This window comes from Brachybacterium rhamnosum, assembly GCF_039526185.1.
GTDB lineage: Bacteria > Actinomycetota > Actinomycetes > Actinomycetales > Dermabacteraceae > Brachybacterium > Brachybacterium rhamnosum.
The window spans coordinates 62896-87257 of sequence record NZ_BAAAIS010000005.1 but is presented as its reverse complement, the minus strand read 5'-3'; the positions used below and the strand labels follow the sequence as shown (position 1 = coordinate 87257).

At 74.5% G+C, this 24362-nt stretch carries 19 protein-coding genes; 15 read left to right on the top strand and 4 right to left on the bottom strand.

The window, feature by feature from the left end:
• Window positions 1–13 precede the first annotated feature (13 nt).
• From ABD080_RS15675 to ABD080_RS15665, 3 genes are all read left to right on the top strand, one after another.
• A complete protein-coding gene (locus ABD080_RS15675; protein WP_343906295.1) occupies window positions 14–745 on the top strand; it encodes a metal-dependent transcriptional regulator in 732 nt (243 codons plus the stop codon).
• Between the two features lie 222 nt (window positions 746–967).
• Complete coding sequence (locus ABD080_RS15670) at window positions 968–1942, top strand: C40 family peptidase (protein ID WP_343906293.1); 975 nt, start codon at window positions 968–970, stop codon at window positions 1940–1942.
• 94 nt (window positions 1943–2036) lie between these two features.
• The gene (locus ABD080_RS15665) at window positions 2037–2864 is read left to right on the top strand and encodes a hypothetical protein (RefSeq protein ID WP_343906291.1); all 828 of its coding nucleotides are present in this window, start codon (window positions 2037–2039) and stop codon (window positions 2862–2864) included.
• 49 nt (window positions 2865–2913) lie between these two features.
• Here ABD080_RS15665 and ABD080_RS15660 read toward each other — a convergent pair whose 3' ends face one another.
• Complete coding sequence (locus ABD080_RS15660; protein WP_343906289.1) at window positions 2914–3759, bottom strand: HAD hydrolase family protein; 846 nt, start codon at window positions 3757–3759, stop codon at window positions 2914–2916.
• Window positions 3760–3877: 118 nt separating this feature from the next.
• Here ABD080_RS15660 and ABD080_RS15655 point away from each other — a divergent pair, with 118 nt between their 5' ends.
• The 10 genes from ABD080_RS15655 to hutH all read left to right on the top strand — a co-directional run bounded on the left by ABD080_RS15655 (window position 3878) and on the right by hutH (window position 16581).
• Window positions 3878–4651 (top strand): IclR family transcriptional regulator, encoded by a 774-nt coding sequence (locus ABD080_RS15655; protein ID WP_343906287.1) that lies wholly within the window; start codon window positions 3878–3880, stop codon window positions 4649–4651.
• Between the two features lie 25 nt (window positions 4652–4676).
• Window positions 4677–5663 (top strand): alpha/beta hydrolase, encoded by a 987-nt coding sequence (locus tag ABD080_RS15650; RefSeq protein ID WP_343906285.1) that lies wholly within the window; start codon window positions 4677–4679, stop codon window positions 5661–5663.
• Entirely contained in the window at window positions 5660–7114 is a 1455-nt protein-coding gene (locus ABD080_RS15645; protein WP_343906283.1) for a condensation domain-containing protein, read from the top strand. The genes ABD080_RS15650 and ABD080_RS15645 overlap by 4 nt, the downstream gene beginning before the upstream one ends.
• Window positions 7111–7794 carry a DUF6320 domain-containing protein gene (locus ABD080_RS15640; RefSeq protein WP_343906281.1) on the top strand — a complete coding sequence of 228 codons (684 nt, stop codon included), beginning with the start codon at window positions 7111–7113 and terminating at the stop codon, window positions 7792–7794. Before ABD080_RS15645 ends, ABD080_RS15640 begins: the two co-directional genes overlap by 4 nt.
• Window positions 7795–7911: 117 nt before the next feature.
• Entirely contained in the window at window positions 7912–9669 is a 1758-nt protein-coding gene (locus ABD080_RS15635) for a urocanate hydratase (protein ID WP_343906279.1), read from the top strand.
• A 5-nt stretch (window positions 9670–9674) separates the two neighbouring features.
• A complete protein-coding gene (locus tag ABD080_RS15630; protein WP_137771391.1) occupies window positions 9675–10880 on the top strand; it encodes an allantoate amidohydrolase in 1206 nt (401 codons plus the stop codon).
• Window positions 10877–12256, top strand: a complete 1380-nt coding sequence (locus ABD080_RS15625) for a formimidoylglutamate deiminase (protein ID WP_343906276.1) — start codon at window positions 10877–10879, stop codon at window positions 12254–12256. Before ABD080_RS15630 ends, ABD080_RS15625 begins: the two co-directional genes overlap by 4 nt.
• Complete coding sequence (locus ABD080_RS15620; protein WP_343906274.1) at window positions 12253–13512, top strand: amidohydrolase family protein; 1260 nt, start codon at window positions 12253–12255, stop codon at window positions 13510–13512. The genes ABD080_RS15625 and ABD080_RS15620 overlap by 4 nt, the downstream gene beginning before the upstream one ends.
• Window positions 13513–13556: 44 nt before the next feature.
• Window positions 13557–14954, top strand: coding sequence for a YjiH family protein (locus tag ABD080_RS15615; RefSeq protein ID WP_343906272.1), 1398 nt, complete (start codon window positions 13557–13559; stop codon window positions 14952–14954).
• A gap of 85 nt (window positions 14955–15039) precedes the next feature.
• A complete protein-coding gene (hutH, locus tag ABD080_RS15610; RefSeq protein WP_343906270.1) occupies window positions 15040–16581 on the top strand; it encodes a histidine ammonia-lyase in 1542 nt (513 codons plus the stop codon).
• A 22-nt stretch (window positions 16582–16603) separates the two neighbouring features.
• Here hutH and ABD080_RS15605 read toward each other — a convergent pair whose 3' ends face one another.
• Window positions 16604–17473, bottom strand: a complete 870-nt coding sequence (locus tag ABD080_RS15605; protein ID WP_137771386.1) for a methyltransferase domain-containing protein — start codon at window positions 17471–17473, stop codon at window positions 16604–16606.
• A gap of 40 nt (window positions 17474–17513) precedes the next feature.
• Between ABD080_RS15605 and ABD080_RS15600 the strand changes: the two genes are divergently transcribed.
• Window positions 17514–18098: a GNAT family N-acetyltransferase gene (locus tag ABD080_RS15600; RefSeq protein ID WP_137771385.1), complete on the top strand. Its 585-nt coding sequence runs from the start codon at window positions 17514–17516 to the stop codon at window positions 18096–18098.
• Between the two features lie 57 nt (window positions 18099–18155).
• Here the strand turns inward: ABD080_RS15600 and ABD080_RS15595 are convergent, their stop codons facing one another.
• Window positions 18156–20519 carry an ATP-binding cassette domain-containing protein gene (locus ABD080_RS15595; RefSeq protein WP_343906267.1) on the bottom strand — a complete coding sequence of 788 codons (2364 nt, stop codon included), beginning with the start codon at window positions 20517–20519 and terminating at the stop codon, window positions 18156–18158.
• Window positions 20520–20603: 84 nt separating this feature from the next.
• Here ABD080_RS15595 and ABD080_RS15590 point away from each other — a divergent pair, with 84 nt between their 5' ends.
• A complete protein-coding gene (locus tag ABD080_RS15590) occupies window positions 20604–22046 on the top strand; it encodes a mycothione reductase (RefSeq protein ID WP_343906265.1) in 1443 nt (480 codons plus the stop codon).
• 49 nt (window positions 22047–22095) lie between these two features.
• Here the strand turns inward: ABD080_RS15590 and ABD080_RS15585 are convergent, their stop codons facing one another.
• Window positions 22096–23640, bottom strand: a complete 1545-nt coding sequence (locus ABD080_RS15585) for an LCP family protein (protein ID WP_343906262.1) — start codon at window positions 23638–23640, stop codon at window positions 22096–22098.
• Window positions 23641–24362 lie beyond the last annotated feature (722 nt).

Below are 24362 nucleotides of genomic sequence, written 5' to 3'. Positions count from 1 at the left end.
AGGAGGGGACCGAGTGAGCGGCGATCTCATCGACACCACCGAGATGTACCTGAAGACGGTGTTCGAGCTCCACGAGACGGGGACCGCGCCGATGCGCGCCCGCATCGCCGAGCGACTGGGTCATTCGGGACCCACCGTCTCGCAGACGGTCGCGCGCATGGAGCGCGACGGCCTGCTGCACCTCGACGAGAACCGTCGGATCCAGCTGACGGATGCGGGCCGGGAGCTCGCGACGGACGTCATGCGCCGCCACCGGCTCGCCGAGCGGCACCTGCTCGACGTGATCGGGCTCGACTACGCGCTCGTCCACGAGGAGGCGTGCCGCTGGGAGCACGTCATGAGCCGTGAGGTGGAGCGTCGCATCGCCGAGCGCATCACCCCGCCCTACGTTGACCCCTACGGCAACCCGATCCCGGGGCTGCGCGAGCTCGGCGTCACCCTCGCGGGTGGCGAGGAGCAGGTCACCCCGGAGGGTCAAGAGCGTGTCAAGGCGATCGCGGACCTCGGTGACGTCGTCGCCGACGGCGCCCGCGCGGAGGTGCGCATCGAGCGGATCGGTGAGGTGCTGCAGTCCGATCCCGGCCAGCTCGGCGAACTCGCAGACCACGGCATCGTCCCCGGTGCGGTCGCGGACGTCGACCGGGTCGCCGACAGCTTCGTGCTGCGCGGGCCGGCCGGCGGCGAGATCGGCGTCCCGCTCGCCGTCGCAGGTCAGCTGCGTGTGACCGTGATCTCACACGGGTAAAGGCTTCTCCAAGCTCTTCCCCAGAAGCGCCCAGCGGGCGCGCAGGGGCGGGTGGGTCCCCCTAGGGTCGGACGCGTGCCGCGGCGAGGATCGCCCGGTTCGTCCCCCGGGTCCCCCACTGCGCACCGGGCAGGACAGCGAGGAGATCCGTGCGCAGGGTGAGAGCCCCGGGGGTCGGGAGCTCACGTGTCGAAGACTGCGAACAACACTCACCGTCGCGCCATGCGCACGGTGACCCCTGCCGTCCGCGCCGGGCGCGCCGCCGCCGGTGCCGCCGTCGCCGCGGGCCTCATGCTCGGCGGGGCCTCCGCCGCCCTCGCCGATCCGCAGTCCGACTCCGCTCCGCAGGCCGAGGCCGCCGCCGCGCCCGTCCTCGCCCCGGTGACGGCCCCAGCCGTCGGCATCCCCGCGGTGCAGGGCTCCGGTGACGATGAGGCCGAGGCCGCCCCGGCGCTCGCCCCCGCCGCCGGCACGATCTCCATCGAGCTGCCGCCCGAGCCCGAGCCCGTCGTCGAGGAGACCACGACCGAGGACGACACGACCTCGGACGAGGCCACCGACGAGGACACCAGCACGGAGAGCACCTCCTCCGAGGCCGCCGACGACTCCTCGGAGGACACCTCCTCCTCGCAGGAGACCCGCTCAAAGAGCTCCTCCTCGCGCAGCACCGAGCGCACCTCGACCGATGACGACGACGAGGACTCCTCGAGCTCCTCCTCGTCCTCCTCGAGCGAGAAGAAGTCCTCCTCGAAGAAGAAGTCCTCCTCGAAGAAGAAGTCCTCCTCGTCCTCGGACAGCGATTCCTCGGACGACTCGTCCTCCTCGGAGGAGTCGGAGAGCTCCGCCCCGGCGCCGTCCGCCGGCAAGGGCTCCTCGATCCTCGCGACCGCCCGCAACGGCATCGGCGTCCCCTACGTGTACGGCGGCTCGACGACCTCCGGCTGGGACTGCTCGGGCTTCACCGCCTGGGTCTACGCCCAGCACGGCGTCTCGCTGCCCCACAGCGCGGGCGCGCAGGCCGCCATGGGCACGAAGGTCTCCGCCTCCGAGGCCCGCCCCGGCGACCTCGTCTACAAGCCCGGCCACATCGGCATCTACGCCGGCAACGGCAAGTTCGTGGACGCCGGCAACAAGCGCGTGGACACCTCCGAGCGCAACATCTACTCCGGCAGCTGGACCTACATCCGCATCGGCTGATCCTCGGCCCGCCCGCCGCGGCCCCGCATCCCTCCTCGGATGCGGGGCCGCGGTGCGTCCGGGACCCTCAGGCGCCGCCGGTACCGTGGGGCCCGTGACCGCCCTCCGCGACCTGCTCTCCGTCCTGCTGCTCCTGGGCGCCCTCGTGCTCGGGGCGGCCTGGCTGCCCGCCGTGTGGTTCGAGCAGAACGTCGTCGACCAGGAGGGCTTCCTCGCGGTGACGCAGCCGCTCGCGGACGACCCCGCCTTCCGGACCACGCTCACGGACAGCGTCGTCGAGCAGCTGCTCGCCGACGACGCCGTGCCCTCCTGGATCCAGGAGTCGCTGACCCCGCTCGCCCAGGACCAGGCCTCGAAGCTCGCGGGGACCGACGCCTACGCCGCCATGTGGGACGAGACGATGGTCCAGCTGCACGGTGCGCTGTTCACGCCCGGCGGCGCCCCGGTCGACGTGGACCTCGCCCCCGGGATCGACGCGATCCTCGACGGGGTGGAGACGCACCTGCCGATCACCCTGCCGCGCCCCGACAGCGCCTCCGTCACGCTCTTCACGGTGCCGGACGTCCCGTTCCTCCACCATGCGACGGTGATGGACCCGTGGGCGCAGCGTCTGGGGCCGATCGCCCTGGGCATGGCGCTGCTCGCCCTGCTGATAGGCGGCCACCGCCGAGCGCTGCTGCTGCTCGCCGGGATCGCCGCGGCGGCCGCGGGGGCGCTCGACTGCATGCTCGCCTCGAGGATCGAGCAGGTGGTGCCCGATGCCGTGGACCAGGCCGCGTTCCTGGGCCCGCTCGTGCAGGTCTTCGAGGGTCGCTTCGCCGATCAGCTGCCGGCGCAGGCGGTCGTGCTCATGGGGGCCGGGGCGCTCGTCGCCGTCGCGGGCCTCGTGCTCCTGGGCCTGCGCCGGCGACCGGTGCGCTGAGGCCGCCGGGCGCCGGGCGCTCGTTCGCGGCTCCGTCGCGGGGAGGGCCTCAGAGCAGGCCGAGGCGCTCGAAGGCCAGGGCGAGGCCTGCCTCCTCCGGGCCGGGGACCACAAGATCCGCCGCCTCGAGCACCGACGCCGGGGCGCCCTCGATCGCGATCGAGGTGCCCGTGGCACGCAGCATGCCGAGATCGTTCAGCCCGTCGCCGGCGCCGACCGTGGCGTCCATGCCGAGCCCGAGGTGCTCCGCCGCCAGCTGCACGCCGCCCGCCTTGTCGAGGTGGCGCAGGAACAGCTCCCCGGCGCTGCCGTCCACCCGGCTCATCGAGCTTGGCAGCGCGGCGATCTCCTCACCGATCTCCGCAGCGAGCTGCTCGACGGCCACAGGGGAGCGCCACAGCGAGATCTTCGCGAAGGAGCAGCTCGCCAGATCCTCGGGGAGCCGCACGGCGCGCGCCAGGTCGAGGGTGCCGCCGCCCACGGTGCCGGCTGCGGCGGGCGGGAGCGCCTCGGCGCGGTCGCGGATCCAGTCGGCCATCGCCGGGGTGCAGAGCAGGGCGTCGGGGGCCTCGAGCACGAAGGGGACCTCGTGCGCGGTGAGGACCTCGACGGCGCGGCGGCCCAGGTCCTCCGGGAAGCGCTCGTCCCGCAGCAGGGTGTCTCCCACGCGCACGTGGGCGCCCGCGGAGCAGATGGCGCCGTCGAGCAGGTCGAGCACCTCGGGGGCGACGATCGAGGCGCAGCGGCCGGTGCTGAGCAGCACCGCGTGGCCGTTCTCGCGCACCGCGCGCACGGCCTCGACATGGGCGGCGGGCACGACGCCCTGCTCCGCGAGGGTCCCGTCGTAGTCGAGGAAGACGGCGCGGCGGTCGGACGGGGCGGGAGTGGTGGGCACGACGCTCCTGGTGCGGTCGGGACGGATGCTACCAGCCTATGTCGTGGGCACGGTCGGGGGAGCGGCCTCGCCCGCCTGGGCGGCGCCGGTCGTGCCCCGGGATGGCATCCTGGCCTCGATGCCCCATTCCAAAGTGCCCGCGGCCGATGCCACCCTGCGCATCCTCACGCATCTCGCGACCCAGCAGGGCCCGGTCGCCGCGGCGCGGATCGCGCAGGACCTCGATCTCCCGCGATCGCGGACCTACGACCTGCTCGCGGCCCTCACCGAGCACGGGTACGTCGTGCACCTGGGGGAGGAGCGCCTGTACGGGCTCGGGCCGGCGGCGCACGAGCTGGCCGGCGGCCACCTGCGTCAGGTGCCGCTCGCGAGGATCGGCCGGCGGGTCGTGGAGACGATGGTCGACGAGGTGGGGGAGTCCGGGCACCTGGCCGTGCTGCGCGGGGCCGACGTCCTCTACGTCGTCGAGGAGCGCGCACCACGGCGCCCGAGCCTCGTGACCGACATCGACGTGCGGCTCGCCGCGCACCTCACGGCGAGCGGCCGGGCGATCCTCGCGCTGCTCCCCGCGGCGCAGCTGCGCGCGCTCTACGGCCGCGAGGCGGACTTCTCCGCCCGCACCGATGTGCCCGGGCCCACCTCGCCGCGGGAGCTGCGGGAGCTGCTCGCCCGGGTGCGCGCCGAGGGCGTCGCCCACGAGCACGGGGAGGTGACGGCGGAGCTCGCCTCCGTCGCGGCGGTGGTCCGTGACCACGCCGGTTATCCCGCGGCCTCCGTCGCCCTCACCTATCCCGCCCCGCAGGAGGGCGGTGACCTCGCGGCGCGCTGCGAGGCGGCCGTGCGCGGCGCCGCGGCGGAGATCACCCGGCGGCTGCGCGGCGTCGCGGGCTGAGCCGCACGCCGCCTATCCTGCGCCCATGGACCCGTCCGACAGCTCCCGCCCCCGGGCCCGCTCCGAGCGCCCTCCGGTGGGGGAGCTGCGGTCGTGGCTGCTCCGCCTGGTCTCCGCGCCCCGCGTGAACATGCGCGAGGACTACGCGAAGGTGCGCCGCCTGCAGCGCGCGATCGCAGGGCTCCCCTCACTGCGGTACCAGCCGATCGACGTCACCGCCCGCTACGGCGAGGGCACCCATCCCGTGCCGATCCGGATGTTCCTCCCGCGCGAGCGGAGCCGCGAGGAGGTGGTCCTCTTCCTCCACGGCGGGGGCTGGGTCACGGGCGACGTCGAGAGCTACACACCCGCCTGCGCCGCGATCGCGGACGCGCTGGGATGCCCCGTGGCCTCCGTCGACTACCGGCTCGCGCCCGAGCACCCCTTCCCGGCCGGCCTCGAGGACTGCTACCGGGTCGCGAGGATGTTCCTCGCGGAGCCCTGGCGAGTGGGCCTCGAGGACGCCCGCTCGCTCGTGCTCATGGGCGACTCGGCCGGCGGGAACCTCGCCGCCGTCGTCTCCCAGCGGCTCGCCCGCGAGGGCCACGCGGTGCCGCGGCGGCAGATCCTGCTCTACCCGGTCACGCAGGAGGACCACGACCCGGCGACGAGCCCCTTCGAGTCCGTGCGCAGCTACGGGGAAGGGCTGCGGCTGACCTCCGCCGAGGTGCGTGACTACCTGGAGCTCTACGTCCCCGATCCCGAGCGCCGGCATGACCCGGAGGTGGCGCCGCTGCACGGCGCCGATCTCACGGGGCAGCCGGACACGCTCGTGATCACCGCGCAGCTCGACCTGCTCGCGGACGAGGGCGCCGCCTACGCCGCCGCGCTTGAGGCGGCCGGGAACCGGGTGCTCCTGCACGAGGTCGCGGGCGCCCTGCACGGCTTCATCACGCTGCCCCGCCGGGCGCGAGCGCCCCGTGAGGCGCTCGGCGTCATGACGGCCTTCCTCGACGACGGGCCGCCCGGGTGAGCACCCGCGCCTGGGCACGGCTGGACAACGCCTCGAACATCTTCCTCGCGGCGCGCAGCGCCCGCGATCCCAAGGTGTTCCGTCTCGGTGCGGAGCTCGACCACGAGGTGGATCCGGCGCTGCTCCAGCGGGCGCTCGAGCTCACCGTGGACCGCTACCCGCTGTTCCGGGCGGTGCTGCGTCGTGGGCTGTTCTGGTACTACCTGCAGGGCAGCGACAAGCATCCGCAGGTCGTGGCCGACGTCCTGCCGCCCTGCGCCCCGCTCTACGAGCCGGGCCACCCCGGCCTGCTGTTCCGCGTGGTCCACCACGGGGATCGGGTGGGCCTCGAGGTCTTCCACGCGCTCGTCGACGGCACCGGAGCGCTGTGGTTCCTCGGCGACCTGCTGGCCGCCTACCTGCGGCTGCGGGGCGAGGGAGCGGGCACGGACGCCGAGCGGGAGACCGAGGAGGCGATCGAGGCGGACGCCTCGGAGCACCGGGGCATCACGGGCGACGCCTTCCGCCACCACTTCCGGCGCCGCCGGATCCGCGACCGGGCCCCCGATCCCGCCCGCTTCGCCCGCGACGCCGCCCCCGCGGCCCTGCGCTCCGCCGAGGAGCTCGCCTCCCTCGTCTCCACCGGGGCGACCCGTCGGGGCGGTCGCGCCGGTCGCGACGCCGGGGGCGCCGGCGGCCACCACCGCCCGCGCGTGCACCGCGTGCACGGGGAGCTCACCCCGGACCTCCGCCCCCGCACCGTCGAGCTGTCGATGCCCGCGGACCAGGTGCTCGTCCTGTCGCGTGCGGCGGGGGTGTCCCTCTCCTCGTACCTCACGGCGCTGCTGCTCGAAGGGGTGCGCCGCTCCTCCGGCGGGCTCGGCGCGGCCCGCACCCTCGCGGTCTCTGTGCCCGTGAACCTGCGGCAGTTCTTCCCCTCGCGCTCCCCGCGCAACTTCTTCGCGACCGTGCGCCTCGAGCACACCTATGCGCCCCACGAGGCGGATCCCGAGGTCGAGGTGGACCTCGACGAGCTCGCCCGCTCCCTCGAGGAGGGGTTCCGCCCGCAGGTGAGCGCGGAGGCGCTCGCGGCGCGGCTGCGCCGGCTGATCGGCCTCGAGCAGATGCTGGGCCCGCGACTGGTGCCCCGCCCGCTCAAGGACCTGCTGCTGCGGGTCGTCAACGCGCGGGTGAACCGCACGCTGACCCTTGCCGTCTCGAATCTGGGCCGGGTGCGGCTGCCGGAGCCGGCGGAGGCGCATGTGCGGCGGATGATGTTCGAGGTCTCCGCGGTGCGCCCGCAGTTCTGCGCGATCTCCCACGCGGGGGTCCTCACCGTGAGCTTCACCGCGCCGTTCGTGCGCACGGACCACGTGCGGGAGGTGGTGCGGCTGCTCGTCGCACGCGGCGTCGAGGTCTCCGTCGCGGCGACGCGCGTGACCGAGCACGAGCTCGCCGAGGTGGGCGTGTGAGCCGCTGCCGCGGGTGCGAGGCCCGGGTCGAGGGGAGCTGGGCTCGCTGCCCGCTGTGCGGCACGGAGCTCGAGCCGCTCACGGACGGGACCGGCCCCGGCTCGCCGCGTCCCTCGGAGCCGTTCCCCGCCGTCGCGCTGCGCTACTCGGGCCGGCGCGTGCTGCGGGTGCTGCTGCTGGTCTCGTTGGGGATGGTGATCGCGTCCTTCGCGCTGCAGCTGCTGCTGCCGCACACCGAGTCCGGCTGGGGCTGGCTGCGCGCCTCCTGGCTGGGGCTCGCGACGACCTGGCTGCTCGTCCTCATCGCGCTGCGGGAGCGGCGCAACCTCGCCCGGGCGACGGCCTATCTCGTGGTGCTCGTGGGGCTGGTGAGCGCGTACTGGGACTACCTCACCGGCTGGCACGCCTGGTCGCTGACCTACACCGTGCCGATCGTGTGCGGCAGCTCGATCATCGCGGTGCTCGTGCTGGTCCGGGTGCGGCGCATGGAGCCGGGTGACCACGTCCTCTACGCGGCGCTCACGATCGCGGTGGGCCTGGTCCCGCTGCTCTTCCTGGTCCTGGGGTGGGTGACGACGCCGCTTCCCTCGCTGCTGTGCGCCGCGCTCGCGCTCGCGCAGATCACCGTCTCGCGGGGCCGGGAGGTCCTCCGCGAGCTCTCGAGGAGGCTCCATCTGTGACAGGCGTGTGAACTGTCCGGTATCCCGGACAACGGCTGCTCGGGGGCCCTCGACGGCCCGGGGTGCGGATGGTGTCCTGGATCTCACCCCGATCCCCACCCCGCAGCAGGAGCCCCGATGTCCCTCCCCGGCGCACGCCCCGTCCGCGCACCGCGCGGCACCGCCCTCACCGCGAAGTCCTGGCAGACCGAGGCCCCGCTGCGGATGCTCATGAACAACCTCGACCCCGAGGTCGCCGAGCGTCCCGACGACCTCGTCGTCTACGGCGGCACCGGCCGCGCCGCCCGCAGCTGGGAGGCCTTCGACGCGATCGTCGAGACCCTGCAGGACCTCGAGGAGGACGAGACCCTGCTCGTGCAGTCCGGCAAGCCGGTGGGCGTGCTGCGCACCAACCCCTGGGCGCCGCGCGTGCTCCTCGCGAACTCGCACCTCGTCCCGGACTGGGCGACCTGGCCCGAGTTCCGCCGCCTCGAGGGGGAGGGCCTGCTCATGTACGGGCAGATGACCGCCGGCTCCTGGATCTACATCGCGACCCAGGGCATCCTCCAGGGCACCTACGAGACCTTCGCGGCCGTCGCCCGCGCCCGCTTCGGCGGCACCCTCGCCGGGACGATCACCCTCACCGGCGGCTGCGGCGGCATGGGCGGCGCGCAACCCCTCGCCGTGACCCTCAACGGGGGCGTGTGCCTCATCGCCGACGTCGACCGCTCGCGCCTCGAGCGCCGCGTCGCCAAGCGCTATCTCACCGAGATCGCGGAGGACCTCGACGACGCCGTCGCCCGCGCCCGCGCCGCCCGCGACGAGGAGCGCGCCGTCTCCATCGGCATCGTCGGCAACGCCGCCGAGGTCTTCCCCGCGCTGCTCGAGCGCCACCGCGCGGGGGACCTGCGGATCGACGTCGTCACCGACCAGACCTCCGCGCACGACCCGCTCTCCTACCTCCCGCTCGAGCGCGAGGTGGGCACCTGGCAGGCCGAGGCCGCCGCGGACCCCGAGGGCTTCACCAAGAAGTCCCGCGAGTCGATGGCCCGCCAGGTCCAGGCCATGGTCGACTTCCAGGACGAGGGCGCCGAGGTCTTCGACTACGGCAACTCGATCCGCGACGAGGCCCGCACCGCCGGCTGCGAGCGCGCCTTCGCCTTCCCCGGCTTCGTCCCCGCCTACATCCGCCCGCTGTTCTGCGAGGGCCTCGGCCCGTTCCGCTGGGTCGCCCTCTCCGGCGACCCGCAGGACATCGCCGTCACCGATGCCGCGCTCAAGGAGCTCTTCCCCCAGAACGAGCACCTGCACCGCTGGCTCGACGCGGCCGGCGAGTACGTCGAGTTCGAGGGGCTCCCCGCCCGCATCTGCTGGCTCGGCTACGGCGAGCGCCACCTCGCCGGGCAGCTCTTCAACCGCCTCGTGAAGGAGGGCAAGGTCTCCGCGCCGATCGTCATCGGCCGCGACCACCTCGACTCCGGCTCCGTCGCCTCCCCGTACCGGGAGACCGAGGGCATGCTCGACGGCTCCGACGCGATCGCCGACTGGCCGCTGCTGAACGCCCTCACCGCCGCGAGCTCGGGCGCGACCTGGGTGTCCCTCCACCACGGCGGCGGCGTCGGCATCGGTCGCTCGATCCACGCCGGCCAGGTGGGCGTCGCCGACGGCACCGACCTCGCCGCCGCGAAGCTCACCGCGCTGCTCACCAACGACCCCGCCATGGGCGTGATCCGCCACGTCGACGCCGGCTACTCCCGCGCTGCCGAGGTCGCGGACGAGCGGGGCGTGCGCGTCCCCCTGCCCCCGCACGTGCGCGACGCGGGGGACCCCGCCGCCGCGCAGCGCGAGGCGACCGCCCGCGCCGCCTCCCGACAGGCCCCGAAGGCCGGGGCCTGAGCGCCGTGGCCGGTGGGTTCGACCGCCGCTGGGCGGAGCTGCTGCCCGTGGGCCGCGACGGCACCACGGGCGGCTACCGGCGCTTCGCCTGGACCCGCGAGGACCACACCCTGCGCGAGTGGTTCGCGGGGGAGTGCGGTGCTCTGGGCCTCGACCTCACCGAGGACCGCATGGGCAACCAGTGGGCCTGGTGGGGCGACCCCGACGCCGCGCCCGGCGTCGTCATCGGCTCCCACCTCGACTCCGTGCCCGACGGCGGCGCGTACGACGGCCCGCTCGGCGTGGTCTCCGCGCTCGCCGCCGTGCAGGCCCTCCAGGAAGAGGGCTTCCGCCCCTCCGTCCCGATCGGCGTCGTGAACTTCGGCGACGAGGAGGGCGCGCGCTTCGGCGTCGCCTGCGCGGGGTCCCGCGTCATCACGGGAGCCATGACCGCGGAGCGGGCCCTGGGCCTGCGCGACGCGGACGGCGTGAGCATGGCCGAGGCCCTGCGCGCCACCGGGCGCGGCCTCGACCTCGGCCCGGACCCGGCGACCCTCGCCCGCGTCGGCTCCTTCGTCGAGCTGCACGTCGAGCAGGGGAAGGCGCTCGCGCTCATGGACCCGGCGACCTCAGCGGTCGCCGTCGGCACCGACATCTGGCCGCACGGCCGCTGGCGCGCGGACTTCGCCGGCCGCGCCGATCACGCCGGCACCACGGCCCTCGCCGACCGGACGGACGCGATGCTCGAGGCCGCGGCCTTCGCCCTCGCCGCGCGGGAGGCCGCCGCCCGCCGCGACGACCACGAGCACCGCTGCGTGGCGACCGTCGGCAAGCTCGAGGTGACCCCGGGCGGGATCAACGCGATCCCCTCCCACGTCACCGCCTGGCTCGACGCCCGCTCCCCGCGCGAGGACCTCGTGCAGGGGGTGATCGCCGACCTCCACGGACTGTTCCCCGAGGCGCTGCGCGAGGAGTCCTGGACCCCCGCGACCCGCTTCGACGAGACGCTCACGCTGCGGGTGAGGGACGCGCTCGGGGAGACCACGCCTCTCCTGGGCACGGGCGCCGGACACGACGCCGGGATCCTTGCGAACGCCGGCGTGCCCACCACCATGCTGTTCGTCCGCAACCCCACGGGCTCCTCCCACACCCCCGAGGAGCATGCGGACGCCGCGGACTGCCACGCGGGCGTGGACGCCCTGGTCACCGTCGTGAAGGAGCTCGCGGCATGAGCGGGACGGCCGCCAGGGGCGTGCGGCGCACCCTCTGGTGCGAGCACGCGCTGCTGCCCGAGGGGCACCGCCGCGGGGTGCGCCTCGGCATCGACGCCGCCGGCCGGCTGGACCGGGTCGAGGTCGCCCGGCGACAGGACGGCGACGAGATCCTGCCCGGCGTGACCCTGCCGGGCCTCGCGAACACCCACAGCCATGCCTTCCACCGGGCGCTGCGCGGTCGCACCCATGATGCGGGCGGCACCTTCTGGACCTGGCGCGAGCGGATGTACCACGTGGCCGCGCGCCTGGACCCGGATGCGTACCTCGCGCTGGCCCGGGCCGCCTACGCCGAGATGGCGCTCGCCGGCGTCACCGCCGTCGGCGAGTTCCACTACGTCCACCACGCCCCTGGCGGCACGCCCTATGCGGATCCGAACGCCATGGGCCGCGCGCTCGAGCAGGCCGCCGCGGAGGCCGGGGTGCGGCTCACCCTGCTGGACACGCTCTACCTCGCGGGCGGCCTCGACGCGGGCGGGCACCTGCCCCCGGCCCCCGAGCAGCGCCGCTTCACCGATCGCGACGCGGACGCCTGGGCGCAGCGGGTCCGGGCCCTGCAGGAGCGCGAGGACCCGCAGGGCGACATGCTCGTGGGCGCCGCCGCGCATTCCGTGCGCGCCGTGCCGCTCGACCAGCTCGGGCGGCTCACGACCCTGCTCCCCGAGCTCGGCGGGGACGGGCCCCGCCTGCCGCTGCACGTGCACGTGAGCGAGCAGCCCGCGGAGAACGCGGCCTGCCTCGCCCACCACCGACGCACCCCCGTGCGCCTGCTCGCCGATGCGGGCCTGCTGGACGAGCACCTCACCGCCGTCCACGCCACCCACCTCACCACGCAGGACCTGCACCTGCTGGGGGAGGCCCGGGCCTGGGCGAGCTTCTGCCCCACCACCGAGCGGGACCTCGCCGACGGCATCGGACCCGCGCGGGCCCTGCGCGAGGCCGGGGCGCGGCTGTGCCTGGGCAGCGATCAGCACGCCGTGATCGACCTCGTCGAGGAGGCCCGCGCCCTCGAGATGCACGAGCGGCTGGCGAGCGGAGAGCGCGGTCGGTTCACGCCCGCACAGCTGCTCGAGGCCGCGACGGGCCACGGCAGCATCGGGCGGCCCGACGCCGGACGCCTCGCCGTCGGCGCCCCCGCGGATCTCGCGGTGCTCTCCCTGGACACGGTGCGCACCGCCGGCTCCGACCCCGCGCAGATCCTGCTCACCGCCACCGCGGCCGACGTCACGACCGTGATCCGCGGCGGGGAGACCATCGTCGCCGCGGGCCGTCACCGCCTGGGTGACGTGGCCCGCCTGCTCCAGGACGCCATCAGCCCCCTCTGGGAGGACGCATGACCAGCACCCTGCTCACCGGCATCAGCGAGCTCTGGACCCTCGACCCGGCCCTCGAGGAGCCGGGGGAGCGGGGCGCGGCCCCCGGCCAGGTGCTCCACGACGCCGCGCTCGTGGTCGAGGAGGGCCGCGTCGCCTGGACCGGCCCGGCCGCGACGGCCCCTGCCGCAGACCGGCGCGAGGACCTCGGCGGCCGCGCCGTGCTCCCCGGCTGGGTCGACTCCCACACCCACCTCGTCTTCGACGGCGACCGCGCCGCCGAGTTCGAGGCCCGCATGGCCGGGGAGTCCTACGCCGCGGGCGGCATCGCCGTCACGACCGCCGCGACGCGCGCCGCGAGCGACGAGCGGCTCCTCGCGCTCGTGCGCTCACGGCTCGCGGAGGCCGCCGCGGGCGGCACCACGACCCTCGAGACGAAGACCGGCTACGGACTCACCGTCGCCGAGGAGGGCCGCGCCGCGCGCCTGCTCGACGCCCTCGCCCGGGCCGGGGAGATCGACGAGGTGACCTTCCTCGGCGCGCACCTCGTGCCCGAGGAGCACGCGGGCCGCGCGGAGGAGTACGTGGACCTCGTGGTGGGGGACATGCTGCAGGCGGTCGCCCCGCACGTGCGCTGGATCGACGTGTTCTGCGAGGCGGGTGCCTTCGACCCGGAGCAGTCCGCGCGCGTGCTCGCGGCGGGCGCCGCCGCGGGCCTCGGACTTCGCGTGCACGGCCATCAGCTGGGCCGCAGCGGCGGCGTGGAGCTCGCCGTGCGCCACCGCGCCGCGAGCGTCGACCACCTCAACCACCTCGACGCGGGGGACGTGGACGCGCTCGCCGCGACCGCCTCCCTCCCCACCGCCCCCGGGGACGCCCCGGGCCGCCTCGCCGTGGACGCGGGGCCGACGGTCGCGACGGTGCTGCCCGCGTGCGACCTCTCCACCCGCGCCCCGCTCGCCCCCGCCCGCGCCCTGCTCGACGCGGGCGCCCAGCTCGCGATCGCCTCGAACTGCAACCCCGGCACGAGCTACACGAGCGCCGTGGCCTTCTGCGTCGCGACCGCGGTGCTGCAGATGCGCCTCACCCTCGCCGAGGCGATCCGGGCCGCGACCCGCGGCGGGGCGCTCGCCCTGCGCCGCGACGACGTCGGCCACCTCGGTGTGGGCGCCCGCGCGGACCTCCACGTGCTCGACGCCCCCGCCGCGATCCACCTCGCCTACCGCCCCGGCATGCCGCTCACCCATCAGGTGCGCCGTGCGGGGAGCCGGCTCGCCTGACCCGGGACACCCCGCTCCCCGCCCCCCGCACCGAAGAGGTCTTCATGATGACGACGCCCGACGCAGTCCAGGACCCCCGCCGCGAGCCCTTCGCGGGTTCCGCCGCCGATCGCGCCCGTTCCGTGATCGGCGCCGACGGCGCCGAGCGTCCCGTCCCACCCCACCGCTGGCGGTTCTTCCTCTACAGCGCGATCGGCATCGCGATGTTCTTCGTCTCGGTCGAGATCGGCGGGAAGTCCACGATCCTCGTCGACCACGCCCTGACGTTCGTGCGGTGGGTGCTCGGCCCCGCCGTGCCCTGGGTGGTCGTGGCGCTCGTGCTCGTCGGCACCGTCCGCCCCTTCGTCACCGGCACCTGGAGGGACGGCGCGCTGCGCACCGTCTTCGCCCTCGCGAACATCGTGGGCCTCGTCGTCGCGGTCTGCGCGGCCGCGGGCTTCTATCCGGGCCCGCTCTCGAACCCGGACATCGGCCCGTTCCTGTGGGAGAAGCTCGGCATCCCGGTGGGGCTGATCGTGCCCGTCGGCGCCGTGTTCCTCGCTCTGCTGATCAACTACGGCCTGATGGAGTTCATCGGCGTGCTGGTCCAGCCGATCATGCGTCCGGTGTGGAAGGTCCCCGGCCGCGCCGCGGTCGACGCCGTCGCCTCCTTCGTCGGCTCCTACTCCCTCGCCCTGCTCATCACCGACCGGGTCTATCGCGAGGGGCGCTACACGGGCCGGGAGGCCGCGATCATCGCGACCGGGTTCTCGACCGTCTCGGCGACCTTCATGGTCATCGTGGCGAGCACCCTGGACCTCATGCAGCACTGGACGCTCTACTTCCTCCTCACCTTCGCGGTGACCTTCGCGGTCACCGCGATCACGGTGCGGATCCCCCCGCTGAGCCGGGTGGCCGACGAGCCCTTCGAGGGGGTGGAGCATCTCGCCGAGCCGGTCTCGCGGGGCAACCGCCTCACGCAGGCCTGGGACGAGGCGATGCGGGCGCTCGCGATCGCCCCGGGCGTGGTCCGGGGAAGCTGGGCGACCTTCAAGGACGGCGTGCTCATGGCCGCCGCGATCGTCCCCTCGATCCTCTCGATCGGTCTCGCTGGGCTGCTGCTGGCCACGTACACCCCGGTGTTCGACCTCATCGGCTGGCTGTTCGTGCCCTTCGCCTGGCTGGTCCAGCTCCCCGAGCCGGCGCTCGCGGGGAAGGCCTTCGCCGTGGGCATCGCGGAGATGTTCCTGCCGGCGACCGTGGTCGCCGGCCACGAGTCGGAGGCGCTGCGCTTCACCGTGGGCGTCACCGCCGTCTCCCAGATCGTGTTCTTCTCCGCCCTGGTCCCCTCGATCCTCGCCACGCGGATCCCCGTGAACGTGGGCCAGCTGGTGGTGCTGTGGTTCGTCCGGGTCGTGCTGACGATCCTCATCACCGCACCGCTCGCCCACCTCCTGCTCTGAGCGGCCCCGTCCTCACCCCGTCCTCACCACGGCCACCGTCCGCGGCGGTCGGCGCGGCCCGCGACCGCCGTCCGAAAGGAACCCCATGACCGGCACCGTCCGTCTCTCCCGCTCCGACCTCACCGCCGCCGAGGTGCTCGCGGTCGCCCGCCGCGGCGCCCGCGTCGAGCTCGACCCCGACGCCCGCGAGCACGTCGCCGCCGTCCGCGCCCACATCGACGCCCTCGCCGCGGGGGAGACCCCCGTGTACGGCGTCTCCACCGGGTTCGGCGCCCTCGCGGACACGTCCATCCCGCCGTCGATGCGGCACGCCCTGCAGCGCTCCCTCATCCGCTCCCACGCGGCGGGCGCCGGTCCCGAGGTGGAGCGGGAGGTGGTGCGCGCCCTCATGCTGCTGCGCGCCCGCACCCTCGCCTCCGGCCGGACCGGCGTGCGGCCCGTCGTCATCGAGACCATGCTCGCGCTGCTGAACGCCGGCATCACCCCGATCGTCCACGAGTACGGCTCGCTGGGCTGCTCGGGGGACCTCGCCCCGCTGTCGCACTGCGCGATCGTGCTCATGGGGGAGGGGCGCGCCCGGGACCGCGACGGCGCGGAGCGTCCCGTCCCGGAGCTGCTCGCGGAGGCCGGGATCGTCCCCGTGCTGCTCGAGGAGAAGGAGGGCCTCGCCCTCATCAACGGGACCGACGGCATGCTCGGCATGCTCCTCATGGCCCTCGCTGACCTCGACGAGCTGGTGCGCACCGCGGATCTCGCCACCGCCCTGACCGTGCAGGGCCTGCGCGGCCGGGACGGCGTCTTCCGGCCCGAGCTGCACGCGCCCCTGCGCCCGCACCCCGGGCAGGCGGCCTCCGCCGCGAACGTGCTGGCCCTGCTCGAGGGCTCGCCGATCATCGCCGACGTCGCCGCCGAGGGCTCGCGCGTCCAGGACGCCTACTCGCTGCGCTGCGCCCCGCAGGTCGCGGGAGCCGTCCGGGACACGATCACGCATGCCCGCACGGTCGCCGAGCGGGAGGTCGCGAGCGCGATCGACAACCCCGTCGTGCTCGAGGACGGCACCGTCACCTCGAACGGCAACTTCCACGGCGCCCCCGTGGCCTACGTGCTCGACTTCCTCGCGATCGCGAGCGCGGACCTCGCCTCGATCGCCGAGCGCCGCACCGACCGCATGCTCGACAAGTCCCGCTCCCACGGGCTGCCGCCCTTCCTCGCCGACGATCCCGGCGTCGACTCGGGCTTCATGATCGCCCAGTACACGCAGGCGGCCCTGGTCTCCGAGATGAAGCGGCTCGCGGTGCCCGCGAGCGTCGACTCGATCCCCTCCTCGGCGATGCAGGAGGACCACGTCTCCATGGGATGGCACGCGGCTCGCAAGCTCCGCACCTCCGTGGAGAACCTGCGCCGGGTGCTCGCGATCGAGCTGCTCACCGCCGCGCGGGCCGTGGACCTGCGCGCCCCGCTGCAGCCCTCGGCCGCGTGCGCCGCGGTGATCGGCGTGCTCCGCGAGGACGTCGAGGGGCCGGGCCCGGACCGCTTCCTCGCCCCGGACATCGCGGCCGCGGAGGAGGGCCTGAGGGACGGCTCCCTGCTCGCCGCCGCGGAGGAGGTCGTGGGGCCGCTCGCCTGATCCCGCGTGTGGACGGTGCGGGTCAGCGCACCGTCCACGCGCTCACCCGTACCGAGAGCGTCACCTCGAGCTCGTCCGGCAGGCCGAGCGCGGCGGGGTCGACGTGGCGCGCGCTCGGGGTCATGAGCACGAGGTCCGCGGCCGCCTCCGCGCCGAGCCGCAGCGGCGCCCGCACGATGATCTCGGGGCCTGCCGTGAAGTGCGGGTCCAGGGCGGCGGCGAGCCGCTCCTCCTTGCGCGGGTCGATGCCGACCATCGCGGGCACGGTCTCCCGCAGCTCGGCGAGGTGGTCCGGTGCGGGGCGGGCCACGACGAGCCGGCCGCCCGGGCGCAGCATCCGCGCGAACTCGGGCGGATTGCGCGGGGAGAACACGTCGAGCACGACGTCCACGGAGGCGTCGGCGAGCGGCAGGCGGGAGAACAGGTCCGCGCCGATCGCGGCGAGGTCCTCGTGGGCGCGGGCCGCGAAGCGCAGGGACCGGGTCGAGGTGTCCAGGCCGATGCCGAGGGTCCCCGGCTGCTCCGCGAGCAGGGCGGCGAGGTACCACCCGGAGCCGCAGCCCGCGTCCAGGACCGTCCGACGGGCGCCGACGGGGCTCCCGTCGGGATCGGCGCAGACCTCCGGTGCGGCGAGGTCCAGCACGGCGTCCCGCAGCGGGCCGTAGGCGCCGGTCGCGAGGAAGCGGTCCCGGGCCCGGGCCATGTCGTCGTCGTCCCCGCTCACGGGGGCGGGACCGGAGAGCAGGGAGACGGAGCCGCCGCGCGCCGCGTCGAAGCGGTGGCCGCCCGCGCAGCCGAGGGTGCGCTCCCGGGCGTCGAGCGGCAGGGCGCACACGGGACAGCGCAGCAGCGGCAGCGCGGCGAGCAGGGCGGCGGGGAGCGGGCGGGTCACGGGGACACGGTACGGGGTGCGCCGGCCCTACGCTGGCGCCATGACGGCGCAGCGGCAGGACCCTCACGAGCGCGTGGCCCCGGAGCGGATCGCGCTGCGGCTCCTGCTCGAGGAGGACGCCGCGCGCCTCGCCCACCTCGAGACGGTGAACCGCGAGCACCTGCTCACCGGGGCCCCGGTGCGCCCCGAGGGATGGGCGACGGAGGAGGGCCAGCGGCGCATGATCCGCTCGCTGCGCACCCAGCTCGAGGCCGGGTCCACGGTCCCGCTCGTCATCACCGTGGACGACGAGGTCGTGGGCCGGCTGACCCTCAGCGGGGTGCTGCGCGGCCCCGCCCAGTGGGCGAGCCTCGGCTACTGGGTCGATGCGGGGGCCACGGGGCGCGGCGTCGCCTCCTGTGCGGTGCGCGAGGCCGTCGACCTCGCCTTCGGCGCCCTCGACCTGCACCGCGTCGAGGCGAGCGTCGCCGTGGGCAACGAGGCCTCCGCGCGGGTCCTCGAGCGCAACGGCTTCACGCAGATCGGCCTCGCCCCGCAGTACCTCCGGCTCGGCTCGGCGGGCGGCGGCTGGGCGGACTGCCGCCTGTTCCAGCGGATCAACCCCGCCTGGCGCGGCAAGAGCTGAGCCGGCGGGCCGACGTCCCCGTCGGCCGTCCCGGCGTCGGCCCCGTCGGCCGGCCCCTCAGGCCCCGACGTACTGCGCGAGCGCCTCCCCGGTGAGGCCCGCCCGCTCGGCGACGAGCTGCGCGGGCGTGCCCTCGAAGACGACGGTGCCGCCGTGCTGGCCGGCGCCGGGGCCCATGTCGATGATGCGGTCCGCATGCGCCATCACGGCCTGGTGGTGCTCGATGGCGATCACGGACCTCCCGGCGTCCACGAGGGCGTCCAGGAGCGCGAGCAGCTGCTCGACGTCCGCCATGTGCAGGCCCGAGGTGGGCTCGTCGAGCACGTAGATCCCGCCCTTATCGCCCATGTGGGTGGCGAGCTTGAGGCGCTGCCGCTCGCCGCCGGAGAGGGTCGTGAGCGGCTGGCCGATCGTGAGATAGCCGAGGCCCACCTGGTCCAGGTGGCCGAGGATCCGCGCCGCGGCGGGCACCTTCGCCTCCCCGTCGGAGAACAGCTCGCGCGCCTCCGCGACCGACATCTCGAGAACGTCGGCGATGCTGCGCCCGCCGAGGGTGTGCTCGAGCACGGAGGCCTGGAAGCGGCGGCCCTCGCACTCCTCGCACACGGACTCGACGGTCTCGAGGAAGCCCAGCTCGGTGTACGTGACGCCGGCGCCGTTGCAGACGGGGCAGGCCCCCTCGGAGTTCGCGGAGAACAGGGCGGGCTTGACGCCGTTCGCCTTCGCGAAGGCCTTCCGGATCGGCTCGAGCAGTCCCGTGTAGGTCGCGGGGTTCGAGCGGCGAGAGCCGCGGATCGGGGACTGGTCCACCATGACGACGTCCGCGTCGCGGGGGAGGGAGTCGTGGATGAGCGAGCTCTTGCCGGAGCCGGCCACGCCGGTGACGACCGTGAGCACGCCGAGCGGCACGTCGACGTCGACGTCGCGGAGGTTGTGGGTGCTCGCCCCGCGGATCTCGAGCACCCCGCTGGGCTCGCGCACCGTCTCCTTGAGCCGGTTGCGGGCGGCGAGGAAGCGGCCCGTGAGGGTGCCGGAGGAGCGCAGCCCCTCGACGTCCCCCTCGAACACGAGCTCCCCGCCGTCGCGGCCGGCCCGCGGGCCCAGGTCGACGACGTGGTCCGCGATCTCGATGGTCTCCGGCTTGTGCTCGACGACGAGCACCGTGTTGCCCTTGTCACGCAGCTCGAGCAGCAGCTCGTTCATGCGGGAGATGTCGTGGGGGTGCAGGCCCACCGTCGGCTCGTCGAAGACGTAGGTGACGTCGGTGAGGGCGGAGCCGATGTGCTGGACGAGCTTCGTGCGCTGCGCCTCGCCGCCGGAGAGCGTGCCGGAGGGGCGGTCCAGGGAGAGGTAGCCGAGGCCGATACCGACGAAGGCGTCGAGCAGGGCGCGGAGGTTCGCCAGCAGCGGGCCGACGCCCTCGTCGTCGAGACCCGCGACCCAGTCGCGCAGGTCGGTCACGGGCAGGGCGGAGACGTCGGCGATGGAGACCCCGTCGATGAGGGAGGTGCGGGCGTGCTCCGCGAGCCGCGTGCCCGCGCAGTCGGAGCAGGTGATGAAGGTGACCGCGCGGTCCACGAAGGCGCGGATGTGCGGCTGCATCTGGTCGCGGTCCTTGGAGAGCATGGACTTGCGGATCTTCGGGACGAGCCCCTCGTAGGTGAGGTTCACGTCCCCGATCTTCACCTTCGTGGGCTCCTTGTAGAGGAAGTCCTCGCGCTGGCGGGCCGTGAAGTCCTGGATCGGGACGTCCGGCGGCATGAACCCGGACTCACGGATGATCCGCACGTTCCAGCCGTCGCCCGTGTAGCCGGGGATCGTGAACGGGTCCTCGGAGAGGGTCTTCGTGCCGTCGTACAGCTCCGTCAGGTCGAGGTCGCTCACGTTCCCCATGCCCTCGCAGCGCGGGCACATGCCGCCCACGCGGGAGAAGTCCGCCTTCTCCGCGAGGGTCTTCCCGCCCTTCTTCACGGTGATCGCCCCGGCGGCGGAGACCGAGGGGACGTTGAAGGAGTACGCGCCGGGGCCGCCCACGTGGGGCTCGGCGCGGCGGGAGAAGAGGGTGCGCAGGTAGGCGCTCGCATCGGTGATGGTGCCGACGGTCGAGCGTGGCCCGCCGCCGAGCCGCTCCTGGTCCACGACGATCGCGGAGGTCACCCCGGAGAGCACGTCGACCTCGGGGCGCGAGGTCGAGGGCATGAAGCCCTGCACGAAGGCGCTGTAGGTCTCGTTGAGCAGGCGGCGGGACTCCGCGGCGATCGTCCCGAACACGAGCGAGCTCTTCCCGGAGCCGGAGACGCCCGTGAAGACGGTGAGGCGGCGCTTGGGGATGTCGACGTCGACCCCGCGGAGGTTGTTCTCGCGGGCCCCGACCACGTGGATCACGCCATGGGCGTCGGCGGGATGGGCGGCGGCGGTCATGGCGGCTCCTGGGTGCGGTGGGGGACGTCGGGACCGATTCAACCAGGATCACCCCGCCGGCGCGCGGCGGACTAGCCTGGCCCGGTGAACGCGCAGACCCATTACGACATCGCCCTCATCGGCTCCGGCTCGGTGAACTCCTTCCCGGGACCGGACCTCGCGGGCCACAGCATCGTGCAGATCGACCGCGGGGTGGGCCCGCAGGCCGTGTTCGGCGGCACCTGCCTGAACCTCGGCTGCATCCCCACGAAGATGTTCGTGCGCACCGCGGACCTCGCGCTCGCGCCGTCGGAGTCCGCCGCGCTCGGTGTGCGCGAGCGGCTCGAGGGCGTGGACTGGCCCGCGATCCGGGACCGGATCTTCGGCCGGATCGACCCGATCTCCGCGGGCGGCGAGGAGTACCGCGCCTCCCACGAGGACAATGCGAACCTCACCCTGCTGCGCGGCGAGGCCCGCTTCACGGGCCCGAAGGCGCTGCGGGTCGAGCTCGCGGACGGCACCACCCGCGAGATCACCGCGGACACGATCGTCCTCGGCGCCGGCTCCCGCCCCGAGATCCCCGCGATCGACGGTCTCGCCGACGCCGCCCCGCAGACCTCCGACACGGTCATGCGGATGGACGCGCTGCCCGCGTCGATGCTGATCCTCGGCTCGGGGATCATCGCCGTCGAGTTCGCGCACGTGCTCGACGCGCTCGGTGTGGACGTCACCCTCGTCGCCCGCTCCCAGCGGGTGCTGCGCGCGGCCGATGCCGACGTCTCCGCCCGGCTCACCGAGATCCTCGGCGGCCGGATCCGGCTCGAGACCGGCCTGGACACGACCTCCGTGCGCCGCACCGCGGAGGGCGTCGAGCTGCGCGGCACGCGGGGCCGCGAGGAGGTGGTCCTGCAGGCGGAGGACGTGCTCGTCGCGACCGGCAGGCGCCCCAACTCCGACCGGCTCGACGTGGCCGCCGGCGGGATCGGCCTCGCCGACGGCGGCCGGGTCGCGGTGGACGCCTACCAGCGGGTGCTCGACCCGGGGGGCCAGGTCCTCCCCGGCGTGTGGGCGCTCGGGGACATCTCGAGCCCCGACCAGCTCAAGCACGTCGCGAACCATCAGCTGCGGATCGTTCGGCACAACGTGCTCCACCCCGAGGAGATGCGCCGCTCCGACGAGATGCCCGTGCCCTTCGGCGTCTTCACCCATCCCCAGGTGGCCTGGGTGGGCAGGGACGAGGAGACGGCCCGCGCGGAGGCCGAGCGCTCCGGTCGCGAGATCCGCGTCGCCGTGCAGGAGTACTCCTCGATCGCCTACGGCTGGGCGATGGAGGACACCACCGGGTTCCTCAAGCTCGTCGTGGACGCGGAGTCCACGGCGATCCTGGGTGCGCAGATCATCGGCCCGGAGGCGACCTCGCTCATCCAGCTGCTCGTGCAGGCGATGAGCACCGGGCAGACGGCCCGGGACCTCGCGCGCACCCAGTACTGGATCCATCCGGCGATGCCGGAGCTCGTGGAGAACGCCCTGCTGCAGGTGGCCGACTGACCCGTCCCCGTCCCCGTCACCGGGGAGGGCCGGGGGAGGGACCTGTCGGTCAGTTCCCCTCCTCGGCCCCCGGCAGGCAGGACTTCAGCGGGTCCTGCTCGATGACCGGGGCGGAGGACTCGCTCGAGGTCTCGTCCCCCGTGGAGGAGGACTCCTCCTCGGTGGGCGTCGCCTCCTCGGTCGTGGTCTCCTCCTCGGCGGAGGAGCTGGACTCCTGGTCCGGGGCGGCGCCGGTCTCCGCGGGCTCTGTGGAGCCGGCCTTCGTCTCGCCGGTCACGGACTGCGCGCCGGTGGACTGCATGGAGTCCTCGATCGAGGCCTGGGTCCACTTCTTGAGGTAGTCCCAGTCGGCGTCGTAGCTCGGCGTGACGTCCTGCGTGATCGGGTAGGACTTGAAGCCGGAGTCCTTGATCCGCAGGGCGAGCTCGGCGAAGGCGTCGATGTCCGAGGTCGGGATGTCGGTGACGATGTTGTTCTCGGTCGCGGTGACGAGCCCGGGGATCGACATGGCGAGCGTCGCGGGGTTGGACTCCTCGGTGACCACGCGCACCATGCGCTGCTGGCGGCACATGCGGTTGAAGTCGTCGGAGCCCTCGCGGGAGCGGGCGTACCAGAGGGCGTGGTAGCCGTCGAGGTGCTGCTGGCCGGGCTCGATGTACCCGGTGATCGGGTACTTGCCGCCCGTGGCCTGGTTGGTGCCGCCGCCGATCGGGATGCGGCGCTCCACGACCATGTCCACGCCGCCGATCGCGTTGACCATGTCCTCGAAGCCCTGCAGGTTCACCTGCGCGTAGTAGTCGGTCTTCAGGCCGAGGGTCTCCTCGACGGCCCAGGTGGTGGCGGTGAGGCCGGGGCTGTCGTCCCCGGGGAACAGGTCCTTGTTCTCCTCCGCCCACGCCCACACGGCGTTGATGAGGTTCTGGTTCTTCCCGTAGTAGTCGAAGCCGTCGGGGAACTTCTCCGCGGCGACGGTGCCCTCCGGGAAGCGCACCTTCTCGAGGTTGCGGGGGATCGAGAAGAGGGCCGTCTTGCCGGTCGCAGTGTCCACGGAGGCGACCATGATCGTGTCCGGTCGGGTTCCCGTGCGGTCCTGCCCGGCGTCCTGGCCGAGCATGAGGATGTTGATGCGGCCGACGCCGGCCCACGGGTCCTCGCCGTCCGCGAGGGTGGAGGAGCCCGAGCGGGAGAACACGGAGTCCGAGCCGAGCAGTCCCTGGGTCACCCACAGCGACTGGACGCCGCGGCCGAAGGGCAGGCCGACGGCGATCACCATGACGGCGGCGAGGCCGAGCGCGACGAACCGGCGCCGGCGCTCGAGCCGCTGCGCCGTGGAGTGCGCGAGGGCGGCGAGGACGATCTGCACCATCCACACCACCATGGCGACCGCAGCGGCGACGAGCAGGGCGATGAGCACCCCGCGGTGGGTGACGAGCTTGACGCCCGTGCGCAGGGGGTCGCCGAGCAGCAGGAAGGCGGCGACGCCGAGGACGACGGCGGCGAGCAGGCCGATCAGCACCCAGCCGAGCTTCCGCATCCGGGTCGTGACCAGGCCCAGGCCCGGCAGCACCGTGGTGCCGACGGTCCAGGCGGCCACGCGTCCCAGGCTCCCGCCGCGGCGGGAGGGCTCGGGGCGCTCGTCGCGCGCGCCCCGATCCGAGGGAGGCTCGTCCCCGGAGCCGGAGCCGGAGCCGGATCCCGACCCCGCTTCGGAGCTCGCGGCTGCGGGAGCGGCGGCTGCGGGAGCGGCGGCGGTGACGTCGGCGGGGCGCGAGGGCTCGCGCGGGGGGACGGCGCCGCGCTCGGCGGCCGCGGCGGAACGGCCGGCGGTGGACCAGGCGTCACGCTCCTCGGCGGGCTCGGGGGAGGAGGCCGCCGCCGCCAGATCGTGCTCGGCGGCGATCGGGCGCGCCGCGCGCCGACCGTGGCCGGTGCGTCGCGCCGGGGGTACGACCGTCCCGCGGGGGTCCTCACCGGATCCGGCGTTCCCCGCCGGCGCGGCCGACGTCGCGCCTGTGCCGGACTCTGCCGATGCTGCGGACCGGACGCTCGGCGTCGGCGTGGGGGCTGCGGCGGGCTCCGCGGCCGCGGCGGGCCGGAGCGGCTCGGTGGCCGGCTCGACGGTCCCCGCCGGGGGCGTCAGGGGACGGGAGGCGTCGCCGGCCCGAGCGGCGGGAGCGCTCTGCTCGTCGGCCGTGTCGGGCCGGGAAGGGTCGACGGGATCCGCGCCGCGACCGGTAGGGGCGTCCACCCAGGTGCGGGGGGACGTGCCGAACGCCTGCTCCCGATTCTGGCGGGCGACGTCGGGAGGGAGGGGGC

Bases quoted from the DNA above. Each gene is read 5' to 3' on its own strand.
- ABD080_RS15625 (WP_343906276.1), top strand. From the start codon at position 10,877: ATGAGCGGGACGGCCGCCAGGGGCGTGCGGCGCACCCTCTGGTGCGAG.
- ABD080_RS15650 (WP_343906285.1), top strand. From the start codon at position 4,677: ATGGACCCGTCCGACAGCTCCCGCCCCCGGGCCCGCTCCGAGCGCCCT.
- hutH (WP_343906270.1), top strand. From the start codon at position 15,040: ATGACCGGCACCGTCCGTCTCTCCCGCTCCGACCTCACCGCCGCCGAG.
- ABD080_RS15670 (WP_343906293.1), top strand. From the start codon at position 968: ATGCGCACGGTGACCCCTGCCGTCCGCGCCGGGCGCGCCGCCGCCGGT.
- ABD080_RS15600 (WP_137771385.1), top strand. From the start codon at position 17,514: ATGACGGCGCAGCGGCAGGACCCTCACGAGCGCGTGGCCCCGGAGCGG.
- ABD080_RS15655 (WP_343906287.1), top strand. From the start codon at position 3,878: ATGCCCCATTCCAAAGTGCCCGCGGCCGATGCCACCCTGCGCATCCTC.
- ABD080_RS15620 (WP_343906274.1), top strand. From the start codon at position 12,253: ATGACCAGCACCCTGCTCACCGGCATCAGCGAGCTCTGGACCCTCGAC.
- ABD080_RS15595 (WP_343906267.1), bottom strand. From the start codon at position 20,519: ATGACCGCCGCCGCCCATCCCGCCGACGCCCATGGCGTGATCCACGTG.
- ABD080_RS15635 (WP_343906279.1), top strand. From the start codon at position 7,912: ATGTCCCTCCCCGGCGCACGCCCCGTCCGCGCACCGCGCGGCACCGCC.
- ABD080_RS15615 (WP_343906272.1), top strand. From the start codon at position 13,557: ATGATGACGACGCCCGACGCAGTCCAGGACCCCCGCCGCGAGCCCTTC.